This window comes from Turicibacter sp. HGF1 (genome assembly GCF_000191865.1).
Taxonomy (GTDB): Bacteria; Bacillota_I; Bacilli_A; order MOL361; family Turicibacteraceae; genus Turicibacter; species Turicibacter sanguinis.
Window position 1 is genome coordinate 1 of record NZ_AEXQ01000096.1, and the last position, 12,395, is coordinate 12,395.

Here is a 12,395-nt window from a genome sequence, read left to right on the forward strand (position 1 = left end):
TTTAACATGCTCAACTTTATCTGTCAAACACTTTTTGATTTTTTTCAAAATCTTTCGATTTCTCTTTTGTCCTCTTTCGACGACTTGATTATTTTAACATGTTCAACTTTATCTGTCAAACACTTTTTTTGAAGTTTTTAAAATCTTTCGATTTCTTTTTTTGTCTTCTTTCGACGACTTGATTATTCTACCATGTTCAAGTTTTTTCTGTCAAACACTTTTTTTTATTTTTTAAAAAATTTCTTTTCATTTATTTTAGTGTCTTAAATATTTTATCACTTAGTACTATTTACGTTTTTGCATTACCAATTGTAATAGTGAGTATGATAAACAACAAATCACAATCTTTGTTATAGAATAAAGTTACACGTAAGCTTCTTAACACGGATCTCATTTATGAATTATCATCTCAAAATATTTATTCTTGATTTTGAAAACAATACTCAAAGAGATGATACATTAAAATAACAAAAACATTGAACATTCAGCACGAATATTTTGTTACTATCCAACACTATTTAAATCTAACTCAGTTCTAGAATAAATTTGTTATATCAGATTAAACACATTATCTCATTAAAAACAATTCATACTTAGATTTACGATGAAATAATTTTCTTGGTTTATTTAAAGGAAAAGGAACCCCCCAAAAATCTCAAAAAAAATGTAGCTACTTCAATTCATTATTATTCAAAGGAATCTTTCAGATACTGGAGGCACAATCATTCCATTCGTGACAAAGTAAAGGTTATTGAATACATTTCTATATTATTAAAATAAAAAAGGAACCACAATAGTGGTTCCAAAGAAAAATTAACGTTTTGAGAACTGTGGAGCACGACGAGCTGCTTTAAGTCCGTATTTTTTACGTTCTTTAGCACGTGAGTCACGAGTTAATAAACCTACTGGTTTTAATGTTGGACGGTATTCAGCATCAACTTGTAATAAAGCACGAGCGATTCCTAAACGAATTGCTCCAGCTTGACCTGTTAATCCTCCACCTTGTACATTAACTAATACATCATATTGGTTAGCTGTTTCAGTTAATGATAATGGTTGCATGATATCTAAACGAGTTGCTGCAGAAGGAATATAATCTTCAAATTCGCGACCGTTGATAATTACTTTTCCAGTTCCAGGTACTAAACGTACACGAGCAACTGAACTTTTACGACGACCAGTTCCTAAGTATTGTACTGTCATATCTTGTTACCTCCCTCTTAATTATCCGCGAAGTTCGTAAACTTCTGGTTTTTGTGCTGCATGTGGATGTTCTGCTCCAGCATATACAAATAATTTTTTACCAGTTGCACGTCCTAAACGTCCTTTTGGTAACATACCTTTGATAGCTAATTCTAACATACGTTCTGGTTGAGTATCACGCATTTGCTGAGCTGTACGAACAGTTAATCCACCTTGATATCCTGAATGACGGTAGTAGCATTTGTCAGCTAATTTATTTCCTGTTAAATTGATTTTTTCAGCATTGATTACGATTACGTAATCTCCACAGTCTACATGTGGTGTGAATGTTGGTTTATGTTTTCCACGTAAAAGTGTTGCTACTTCTGTAGATAAGCGCCCTAAAGTTTTATCTGCAGCATCAACAACGAACCATTTACGATCTACTTCATGAGATTTTTGCATAAATGTTGTACGCATAGTCCTGCCTCCTACTTCTTAACTTATAAATTATTTTTTTTAATCCAATGAAAATTCGCTGGGGCTCAAATTTTCTCTCGAAAATAAAGAAAATGTACCGTTAGCTATTTTACCCCAAATAAACTCTTTTTTCAAGTATTTTTAGAAAAAAATATTCTATTTTTTCTCTTATTTTATGTTTTTTGAAACAATACTTTTATGGTATTTCAAAAGAAAAAATGAAAGAATATTTTCACTTCCTTCGTATTTGATTATAACATGGACGCTCTTATATATGAATCATCAAATTTTGGTTAGATTTCAGTATAAAAATGGATAGTAAGCGATTATGCCTACTATCCATTTTTATACTAAAACTATTTTAGTTAAAACATAAACTAATATAAATCCCGGAATGCCAAGAGTTCCCGTTATAAAAGAAGTAATATAATTTAAAGGAATCGATACATTAAAGTATACTCCGATTATATTAAAAAGATATAAGGCAAATACTCCAATTATGAATCTTTTAACTAACCATCCTACTGTCTTCATATTATTTTTGTTATTGAAATACTATCGTTCCAATAACAAAACACCTCCCTTCCTAAAATCTATCATATGCAATTAAAAATGTTGATATAACTAAGTTTTATATTAGGAGGAAAGATTAAATTATTAAAATATCCCGCTTCTAAAATATACCCAAGCAATGGTTAAAGCTTAAATACGAAGCTATGATGAAATTCTAACGAATATTTTATACTAACATCAATGCTCTCCTTAGAGTAACACTAATGGTAATCCTAATTGTCAAGATTACGTACTCAATTCTTTCTGAAATTACAGTTAAAATGTTGTATTCATACTGGTTGTAGAATGCCTTAGCTAAAACTAAGGTGATCAAGTACACCTAACATAATAATAATAATAATAATAATAATAATAATAATAATAATAATAATAAAATAATTGTAATTAGCGCAATCTCAAAGGATAGGATTAGTTCACGATTGTACCATCGCTCAAATATTAAATTTTATAAAGTAAATTAGATGATGAATAACCTAATTCTATTTCGTAATATTCATTTTTCTTATATAAATTCATAAACTAAGCATCTTTTTAATTTCTCACAAAAAGTAAAAAAATATCACTTCATCTCTTAAATCTATAAAAAATAGCCATCGTTATATGATTTCACGATGGCTATTACATTATTAAAATAGTTCACGACGTCCTTCTAATGCACGAATTAAAGTAACTTCATCTGCATACTCGATTGAGCGCCCCATTTCAAGACCTCTTGCAATTCGCGTTACTTTAACATCTGTATTTTTTAATAACTTAGCAATGTATTGTGAAGTAGCATCCCCTTCAAGAGTTGCACTTAAAGCTAATATTAATTCTTTTACATTCTCATCTTTTAAACGTTCGATTAATGCCGGAATCCCGATATCTTCAGGTCCCATGCCATCAAGTGGAGACAGTACTCCATTTAATACATGGTATAACCCTTTAAACCCACGCATGCGTTCTATAGCGATCACATCTTTCGGATCTTGTACAACCGCAATCAATGAACGATCACGATGTGAATCTGAACAGATTGAACATGGGTCAGTATCTGTAATATGCCCACAAATTGGGCATTTAAATAACTGACGTTTGCTATCGATTAAAGCTTTAGCAAATGTTGTTACATCATCCTCTTTCATAGAACTTATAACATAAAAAGCAAGACGTTCCGCAGTTTTATTTCCTATACCTGGAAGTTTACTTAAGCTTTCAATTAATTTTGTAATAGGTTGTGGATATTGCATAATATCTCCTTAGAATAATCCAGGAATATTCATTCCTTTTGTGAATTGTCCCATTGTTGATTCAGTTTTTTCATCAACTTGGCGGAATGCATCATTTAATGCTAATAAAATCACATCTTCTAACATTTCTACATCTTCTGGGTCAACAACTGATGGATTAATGTTTACCTTGTTAATTTCTTTTGTACCTTTAACCTCAATTGTTACCATTCCACCTGCAGCAGAACCTGTGAATACTGATTCTTCAATATCCTTTTGTGCTTTTAACATATCTTTTTGCATTTTTTGAATTTTTTTCATCATCATTGGATTCATAATCATCACTACTCCTACTCGTCTATTATATTCACTAAGTCAGCCCCATATAAATTGACAATATTATCAATAAAATCATCTTTCTTAGACTGAACTTCCTCATTATAATTTATCACATTTTTAATATCCTGACTATATTGTTTTAGTCTAGGTTCAATACCTTGTTTCTTTTGTTCTAAATAACTTTGTCTTTGTTCAAGCCAAAAAGACTCTGGCATGACATTAAAAGCATACGGACGACCAAATAGATAAGCCACAATTTGTTCAGCAATTTTTTTATTATCTTCTCTTAGTAATCGTCTACATCCCGGTTCATGTTTGTAAGTTAAAATAAATCCTTCATCTGAAGCTGCGACAACACTACCATCTTGTAATAAGACAATAACATCTTTGTACTCAGGCATTTTAATGGGATTTAACTGGGACCATTTTTCTAAGACATTATCTCTTGCTTGTTTACTTGCATGAGATAAAACTTGTTCAATGGTTAACATTTCTGGTGTGATATGTTCAGGTAAGATAATATGGTCTTCTGTGGCTGGAAGTTTGAAATCTGATACTTTAGTGTCTTCTTGAAATAAATTCATTTTAAATTGAGAATCATCTTGGTTAATGATTTTTGTATGATTAGATGCAACTGTAGTTGGTATACTCTCAACTTTTTTAACTAATCTTTTTAATACCTCAATTTCTTTTTTCAAATCATTGATTTCTATCTCATAGTCTGCCTTATTCCCTGTCATTTCTGAGTCAGTTTCAGTTAAACTTAATAGCCCAACTTCGAGCATTAATTCAGGATGATTCGCAAATCTCATTTCATTCTGTAATTTATTTAATTTAAATAAATATTGTACAATTTGTGCAGAACGTAATTCTTCCGTTAATGGGATAAATAGTTCGTCAGAGATTAGTAAATTAGAGATGTTAGAAGAATTTCCTATTTTTTGATACATCAATAAATCTCTATAAACATTAATTAATCCATCTATAATACGGATTGCTTCTTTTCCTTGGTCAATCATATCCTGGATTAAATCAATGATTGTTGAAAAATCTAAATCCTTTATTCCTCTAATAATTTGTAACAACTGATGATTTGCAATTGTTCCACTTAAAGCATGAACATCATCGATGAGAATCTTATCGTACGAATATGAAATAACCTGATCAAGTAAACTTAAGGCATCACGCATTCCACCTTCAGCTAATTCAGCAACTAATTGAACAGCATCTTCTTCAAACTCAATGTTTTGACTAGTTAAAATTTCTGATAAATGTTGTGTGATTTCTTTAGTAGAAATCTGTTTAAAATCAAAGCGTTGACAACGAGAAATAATAGTAGGTGGGATTTTATGTGGCTCTGTTGTAGCTAAAATAAAAATAACATGTTTAGGGGGTTCTTCTAACGTTTTTAAAAGTGCATTAAAAGCCCCTGTGGATAACATGTGCACCTCATCGATGATATATACTTTATATCGCCCCATTGTCGGTGCATATTTAACTTTATCTCTAATTTCACGGATTTCATCTACACCATTATTACTAGCTGCATCAATTTCAAATACATCTGAATTAGAGCCGTTTGTAATGGTTGTACAATTAACACACTCATTACAAGGTTCATCGGTTGGATAATTCACACAGTTTACAGCTTTTGCGATAATTTTAGCAATTGATGTCTTTCCGGTTCCGCGTGGTCCACAAAATAAATACGCATGTGATAAACGTTCATGTTTAAGTGCATTTTGAATCGTTCTAACGATATGAACTTGTCCCACTACATCGCTAAATTTTTGGGGACGATGAGCACGATATAATGCATTGTATGACATAAAAGATTTCCTACTCTCTAGTTTCAAAGTTAATTTGATTATAACATAAAAACTTTAGATAGATTTATTGGTTTTCACATTTATTTTCATTTTATAATCATTTTTAAATCAATTGATTAATATTCCAAATTGTGTAAAATATTATAAATAGACATTAAACTGAGCTAAAGGTTTAAAAACAATCAGATTTTAAATTTTACTATGAGGGATAAGATATGATGGAGAAAGAAACTAATTTGATGACTGAGGGAGTTATTTGGAAGCAACTTTTATTATTTTCGATTCCCTTATTAGTCGGGAACCTATTTCAACAGCTCTATAATACAGTTGATTCAATTATTGTCGGAAACTATGTCGGAAGCCAAGCTCTGGCAGCAGTTGGGGCAAGTACCCCAATTATTAATTTATTAGTGGGATTTTTTATGGGAATTGCAACAGGTGCTGGAATTATTATTTCCCAATTTTACGGAGCGAAAGATGAGAAGCGTTTAAGAGAATCTGTTCATACGGCGCTAGCACTTAGCATTTTAGCCGGTATTTTTTTAACGGTTGTGGGGATGATGTTTTCTCCATGGATTTTAAGAATTATGGGAACACCTGATGAGGTGTTGCAAGATTCGGTGTTGTATTTGAGGTTGTATTTTGTTGGGAGTTTGTTTTTGCTTGTTTATAATATGGGCGCTGGAATTTTGAGGGCAGTTGGAGATTCGAGGCGACCTTTATATTATTTATGTATTTCATCTGTAATAAACATTGTACTTGATTTATTATTTGTAGTTGGATTCAAGATGGGAGTTGCAGGCGTAGCTCTGGCAACGTTACTTGCTCAAGGTGTTTCGGCTATTTTACTAGCGATTCATCTGATAAAGACGTCTGAGAGCTATCGTCTTGTTATTAAAGAAATCCGTGTTCATAAGCTTGTATTTCAGGAGATTGTGATGGTTGGAATTCCAACAGGCTTGCAGTCAGTTATTGTTTCATTATCTAATGCCATTGTCCAAAGTAGTATTAATGGTTTTGGAGCGGCGGCTATTGCGGGATGTAGCGCCTATATCAAATTAGATGGTTTTATGATTTTGCCAATTATGAGTTTTGGGATGGCGTCTACTACCTTTATTGGTCAAAATTTAGGGGCACGTCAGTATGATCGTATGAAACAAGGGTTGAAGACAACATTGTGGATGACTTCGATTTACACAATCATTGTATCTTTATTAATGTATGCATTTGGTAGTGAGGCACTAAAAATCTTCTCTCAAGAACCTGATGTTCTCAAATATGGGCGTAGTATGTTACAGTGTCTGATTCCCGCGTACATCATGTTAGCAGTTATGCAGTCGTTAGTTGGATCGGTGCGTGGAGCTGGGAAAACAATGATTACTATGATGATTTCGATTGTTAGTTTATGTGTGGTAAGGGTTTTATGGATTATGGGTGTTTTGGCATTTAATCCGAGTATTGAAGGGGTGTTTCTTGGATATCCTATTTCTTGGACGATAGGCGCTATTTTGATGATTATTTATACGGTAAAAGGAAAATGGATACCTCTTGATTAGAGATATCCATTTTTTCTATTGACTTGGAGTTAACTCCAAGGGGTATGTTAGTATGGAGGGAGGGATTTTGATGAGGGTTTTAATTTTATCGGGTAGTCCAAGAAGACATGGAAATTCAGATTTGTTATGTGATGAGTTTATGCGGGGAGCAATTGATGCTGGACATGAGGTTTTGAAGGTTTTTTTAAGAGATAAGCAGATTAATTATTGTATGGCTTGCGATGGTTGTCGAGGAAATGGTGGACGTTGTGTGATTAAAGATGACATGGCGGATATTTTGACTCAGATGATTTTGTCTGATGTGATTGTGATGGCTTCTCCTGTTTATTTTTATTCGATGGATGCCCAGATGAAGACATTGATTGATCGAACAGTAGCTAAATATATTAAGATTATTGATAAAGATTTCTATTTTATTGTGACGGCTGCTGATAGTAACCCACAAGCATTAAAACCGACAGTTGAAGGGTTCCGAGGTTTTATAGACTGCTTAGAGGGAGCTAAGGAAAAAGGTGTTCTTTATGGGACTGGGGTTTGGCAAAAAGGCGATGCTTTAAAAACTGATTTGATGATACAAGCTTACGAAATGGGAAAAAGTTTATAAGATAGCATATATTTCATTAGATAATAACTATTAATAAGGACTTTTATTGGAGGATTTAGCAATGAATATTAAAGAGGTTAGCGAGCGACTTGGGTTATCGGCGGATACGCTACGTTATTATGAACGGATTGGGTTGATTCCTCCAGTACAACGAAATAAGAATGGGATTAGAAATTATTCTGAAGATGATTGTACATGGATTGAATTTATTAAGTGTATGCGTGCTTCTGGGCTGCCTATTGAGGTTTTAATTGAGTATGTGACATTATTCCAACAAGGTGAGGAAACAAGCTCTGCCCGCAAGGAAATACTAATTGAGCAGCGCGATGTATTACTTGAGAAGATTGCAGAGTTACAAAAGACAGTTACACGATTAAATGGCAAGATTGAATTTTATGAGCAACATGTGATTCCAAGAGAAGAATCGTTTAGAAGAAAAAAATAAAAGCTCCCGGTTGGGGGCTTTTTAATTTAAGTGATAACGGCGACCTTTTAATGCGTATAATACTTCTTCTGCAATATTTGTGACGTGGTCCCCTGCACGTTCGATATACTTATTAATTAGAATAGCATAAGCTGTTCCGAATACTTTACCATCAACAACTTGGATATGTGTAATTAAAGAAGCTAATAGTTCTTGATAGATTTCATCTACTTGTTTATCCATATCAGCTGCTTCTTTAACTTTTGTTTTATCTTCTGTTCTTAATCCTTCGATGACAAGTTTTAACATATTAATTACAATTTCTAACATTTTTACTAACTTATCTACATTTTTCTGATAATGCTCAATTGATTCATTCTGTTTAATTAAGATGATGTATTCAGCTAGGTTTTTCGTATAGTCTGCAATACGTTCATACTCATTGGCTAATCGCATAATCATTAAGATTTTACGTAAATCACTAGCGACTGGTTGTTGACGAACAATTAAAATTGTTGCTTCTTCTTGAATTTCTTCTTGTAAGTCATCAATGTTTTGGTCGCTTTTTATAATTTGTAAAGCAATTTCAACATCTAATGTTTTTAAAGCATTTAATGTGTTTTGGTATGCTTCTACTGTTAGTGATGAAAGTTTGCTAATTTCACCAAGTAGAGCATCATAATCTGATTCTAACTTTGTTTTTTTCATTCCATGTCACCCTCTTTTTTATCCGAAACGTCCTGTAATATAGTCTTCAGTACGCTTGTCTTTTGGATTTGTAAAGATTTTATCTGTATCATCAAACTCAATTAGTTCTCCCATTAGGAAGAAAGCAGTTTTATCAGAGATACGAGCCGCTTGTTGCATTGAGTGTGTTACGATAACGATTGTATATTTCTCTTTTAGTTCTTCCATTAATTCTTCAACTTTTTGAGTTGCAATTGGATCAAGTGCTGATGTTGGTTCGTCCATCAGAATAACTTCTGGTTCCATTGCAATGGCACGAGCAATACATAAACGTTGTTGTTGTCCACCTGATAATCCTAATGCTGATTTATTTAAACGATCTTTTACTTCATCCCATAATGCAGCACCACGTAATGATTTTTCAACAATTTCTTCTAATTTCTTTTTATCTTTAATCCCTTGGCAGCGTGGTCCGTAAGCAATGTTATCAAAAATACTCATTGGAAATGGATTTGGTTTTTGGAATACCATTCCAACGCGTGTTCTTAATTTCATCACATCGATATCAGAATAGATATCCTCCCCGTCTAATTTTACAGATCCAGTAATTTTAACTGTTTCAATTAAGTCATTCATACGATTTAAGGTACGTAAAAACGTTGACTTTCCACACCCTGAAGGTCCAATAAATGCAGTTACTTTACGTTCTGGAATTTCGATATTGATATGATGGAGAGCCTGGAAGCTTCCATAAAATAAGTTTAAATCATTAACCTGAAATTTGTTTGACATCTTCGTCACTCCCCTAGTAATTTGCCTTACTGAATTTTCTTGAAATTAGTCGTGAAACTAAATTTAATGTGAATACGATCACTAAAATGACAATTCCAATTGCAGCCGCCATCTGAATATTACCTGATTCTTTTACTTCCACATAAGCACGGACTGTTAATGAAGTTCCTGTTTCAAATAATGATAATGTCCCACTGCTTGGATTAACCGGTAATTTTGCAAATGTTCCAATTGTAAATAATAAGGCTGCTGATTCCCCGATTGTACGTCCGATTGATAAGATAACTCCGACTAAGATACCAGGAATAGCACTTGGTAATACAACTTTTGATAGTGTTTGAATTTTGTTAGCTCCAAGTCCATAGGAAGCTTCACGGTAACTCATCGGCACTGATTTTAAAGCCTCTTCCGTCGTTCTCATCATCGTTGGCAATAAAAGAATCATCAATGTTAATCCACCCGATAAAATAGACATTCCTAATTTAAAGGTATTAACGAAGATCAACATCCCAAAAAGTCCAAATACGACTGATGGAATTCCTGAAAGAACTTCTGTTGCAAAACGAATCATGTTAACAAGTTTACCTGGTTTAGCGTACTCAACCATGTAAATTGCAGCTAAAATTCCGATTGGTGCAGCAAATAATAAAGCAACTGCGATTAGCATTAAAGTTGAAACAATCATTGGGAATATTCCGCCACCTGGTGATGTTACTTTTAACATTAATTCATTGCTGCTGTTTAGTGTATTGATAATATCTTCTGCCGGTGTATTAGCTTTAATTTTTAAATTTCCACCGTCTCCATTGATTTGTGATAATTCATATCCTACTTTGACTGGGAATGCTTCATCAGCGTTATTGATTGCATGTTTTACTGGAGAAGCATCATCTACATAGACGATTTCATACCCTTCTTCTGTCTGTTCAATAGCAATACCTAAATTTTCAGAGAAATATTCATCACTTGAAAGGTTTGTTGGTGCTATAAATGTTTTATCTGTCACCACATTTACATATTGTGTCTGTGATTCATAATCGTTAGTTAAGAAATCCCAACTAATTAAAGACCATCCATTTGAGAAAATAAAGTAAACGATTGAAACTAAAAGTCCCACCGATACTGCTGCAGATAACCAAATTAATCCGTTTAATAAGTTATCTTTTACTTTACGACTAACCATTAACGGTCACCTGCCTTTGCTTGAATTCTAGATAATACTAGATTGATAATCATGATAAAGATAAATAAGATAACAGCTGTTGAGAATAACATTTGTTCATGAAGTTCTGCTGCATATCCCTGTTCTAATGCAATATTTGTTGTTAATAGACGAACACGATCGAAAATTGTTTGTGGAATGCCTGATTCCGGATTTCCCGCTACTAAGATAACAGCCATTGTTTCCCCAATCGCGCGCCCTACTCCAAGAATGACCCCTGTTAAAATTCCTGATTTGGCAGCAGGTAAGATGACTTTGAAAATAGTTTGCATTTTTGAGGCTCCAAGCGCAAGAGATCCTTCTTTATAACTAGACGGAACTGCTCTAATAGCTGTTTCAACAACGGCAACAATTGTTGGCAAAATCATAATTGTTAAAACGATAATAACAGCTAATAATGAATCCCCTGTTGGATAAGGAGAAATTGATTTAACCATGGGTGTAATGACAGCAAACCCAAAGACCCCATATAATACAGACGGAATGGCAGCTAATAATTCCACCGCAGGACGCACGATGTTTGCTAACCATTTTGGCGCAACTTCTGCAATAAAAATTGAAGTTAATAAAGCAATTGGAACTCCAATAACGATAGCACCTAATGTGGCTACAATCGAGCTAACAATCATATATCCAATTCCATAATCTCCTATTTTAGGCTTCCACTGTAAGCCGGTGATAAAGTCGATAAAGTTATAGGTTCCGAATTTATTATTTGGGAAAAACGGAGCCAACCCTTTACCAAAAATAAAGATAATAATTAATGCAACACTGATGACCGCAAATAGCGCAGCTACTAGGAATACGATATGAAAGAATCGTTCTAGAAAGACGCGTTTACGATTAATAGCCATATCCTTTTTCAATCTCAACACCTCATTTTTAAATTTAAAAAGCTGAATCGAGCGCTTAGCTCATCGTAGAAATGAAGAGAAAGTGATCGAAGTGGTTTTTGCTCCAATCAACTTTATCGAATTTCATAGAGGAGCTGCTCGATGAAGCTAGATTACACCAAAAGCTGAGATAAACGTTTAACCCCGAACAAAAATGAAGAAAAAACGAAAGGAGTGTTTTTTTACTCCTGTAGATTTTTTCGAATTTTGTGGAGGAGTGGTTCATCGAAGCTAGATTACACAAAAAGCTGAGAATAGCGATTTTTCACTACTCTAAATATAAATTACTCTCAGTTATACGTCGTTATTGTAGCATCCTTTATATAAAAAATTAGCTTTCTTAACAGAAAGTTAACGGTTGTTAACAAAAACTTAACAATTCTAAAACATCCCTATATTATGTTTTAAAAAAAAGAAGAACATAGTTATAAAAAAGCGAAAAACAGCGGTTAACCTTCTCGTAAAAGTCGTACTCGATTGTCGATGACATGTTTTTGTCAACGTACAATTGAGCGACTTTATAGAGAGATTGCTGTTTGGAGCTAGATTACACAAAAAAGCTGAAGCGAGCGCTTAGCTCATCGTAGAAATGAAGAGAAAGTGATA

13 protein-coding genes are annotated in these 12,395 nt (G+C 33.3%); 3 read left to right on the forward strand and 10 right to left on the reverse strand.

Going from position 1 to position 12,395, the window contains the following annotated elements; translation table 11 throughout:
- Positions 1–813: 813 nt before the first annotated feature.
- From rpsI to dnaX, 6 genes are all read right to left on the reverse strand, one after another.
- Positions 814–1,203 carry a 30S ribosomal protein S9 gene (gene rpsI, locus HMPREF9402_RS09400; RefSeq protein ID WP_009607235.1) on the reverse strand — a complete coding sequence of 130 codons (390 nt, stop codon included), beginning with the start codon at positions 1,201–1,203 and terminating at the stop codon, positions 814–816.
- Positions 1,204–1,224: 21 nt separating this feature from the next.
- Positions 1,225–1,662 carry a 50S ribosomal protein L13 gene (gene rplM, locus HMPREF9402_RS09405; RefSeq protein WP_006783976.1) on the reverse strand — a complete coding sequence of 146 codons (438 nt, stop codon included), beginning with the start codon at positions 1,660–1,662 and terminating at the stop codon, positions 1,225–1,227.
- Positions 1,663–2,007: 345 nt separating this feature from the next.
- A complete protein-coding gene (locus HMPREF9402_RS15050; RefSeq protein ID WP_081448221.1) occupies positions 2,008–2,196 on the reverse strand; it encodes a pro-sigmaK processing inhibitor BofA family protein in 189 nt (62 codons plus the stop codon).
- Positions 2,197–2,861: 665 nt separating this feature from the next.
- Positions 2,862–3,464, reverse strand: a complete 603-nt coding sequence (gene recR, locus HMPREF9402_RS09410; protein ID WP_006783975.1) for a recombination mediator RecR — start codon at positions 3,462–3,464, stop codon at positions 2,862–2,864.
- Between the two features lie 9 nt (positions 3,465–3,473).
- Positions 3,474–3,785 carry a YbaB/EbfC family nucleoid-associated protein gene (locus HMPREF9402_RS09415; RefSeq protein ID WP_006783974.1) on the reverse strand — a complete coding sequence of 104 codons (312 nt, stop codon included), beginning with the start codon at positions 3,783–3,785 and terminating at the stop codon, positions 3,474–3,476.
- 8 nt (positions 3,786–3,793) lie between these two features.
- Complete coding sequence (gene dnaX / locus HMPREF9402_RS09420; protein WP_009607233.1) at positions 3,794–5,611, reverse strand: DNA polymerase III subunit gamma/tau; 1,818 nt, start codon at positions 5,609–5,611, stop codon at positions 3,794–3,796.
- A gap of 215 nt (positions 5,612–5,826) precedes the next feature.
- Here dnaX and HMPREF9402_RS09425 point away from each other — a divergent pair, with 215 nt between their 5' ends.
- From HMPREF9402_RS09425 to HMPREF9402_RS09435, 3 genes are all read left to right on the forward strand, one after another.
- The gene (locus tag HMPREF9402_RS09425; protein WP_009607236.1) at positions 5,827–7,167 is read left to right on the forward strand and encodes an MATE family efflux transporter; all 1,341 of its coding nucleotides are present in this window, start codon (positions 5,827–5,829) and stop codon (positions 7,165–7,167) included.
- Between the two features lie 70 nt (positions 7,168–7,237).
- Complete coding sequence (locus HMPREF9402_RS09430) at positions 7,238–7,771, forward strand: flavodoxin family protein (protein ID WP_229040134.1); 534 nt, start codon at positions 7,238–7,240, stop codon at positions 7,769–7,771.
- A 61-nt stretch (positions 7,772–7,832) separates the two neighbouring features.
- A complete protein-coding gene (locus HMPREF9402_RS09435) occupies positions 7,833–8,216 on the forward strand; it encodes a MerR family transcriptional regulator (RefSeq protein WP_006783970.1) in 384 nt (127 codons plus the stop codon).
- Between the two features lie 21 nt (positions 8,217–8,237).
- Here HMPREF9402_RS09435 and phoU read toward each other — a convergent pair whose 3' ends face one another.
- Genes phoU through pstC form a run of 4 tightly spaced genes read right to left on the reverse strand, consistent with a single transcriptional unit; the run spans position 8,238 to position 11,762 of the window.
- Positions 8,238–8,903 carry a phosphate signaling complex protein PhoU gene (gene phoU, locus HMPREF9402_RS09440; RefSeq protein ID WP_009607234.1) on the reverse strand — a complete coding sequence of 222 codons (666 nt, stop codon included), beginning with the start codon at positions 8,901–8,903 and terminating at the stop codon, positions 8,238–8,240.
- A gap of 18 nt (positions 8,904–8,921) precedes the next feature.
- Positions 8,922–9,674 (reverse strand): phosphate ABC transporter ATP-binding protein PstB, encoded by a 753-nt coding sequence (gene pstB, locus HMPREF9402_RS09445; RefSeq protein WP_006783968.1) that lies wholly within the window; start codon positions 9,672–9,674, stop codon positions 8,922–8,924.
- A 13-nt stretch (positions 9,675–9,687) separates the two neighbouring features.
- On the reverse strand, positions 9,688–10,857 hold the full coding sequence (gene pstA / locus HMPREF9402_RS09450; RefSeq protein ID WP_009607232.1) for a phosphate ABC transporter permease PstA: 1,170 nt from the start codon (positions 10,855–10,857) through the stop codon (positions 9,688–9,690).
- Positions 10,857–11,762, reverse strand: a complete 906-nt coding sequence (gene pstC, locus HMPREF9402_RS09455) for a phosphate ABC transporter permease subunit PstC (RefSeq protein WP_006783966.1) — start codon at positions 11,760–11,762, stop codon at positions 10,857–10,859. The genes pstA and pstC overlap by 1 nt, the downstream gene beginning before the upstream one ends.
- Positions 11,763–12,395 lie beyond the last annotated feature (633 nt).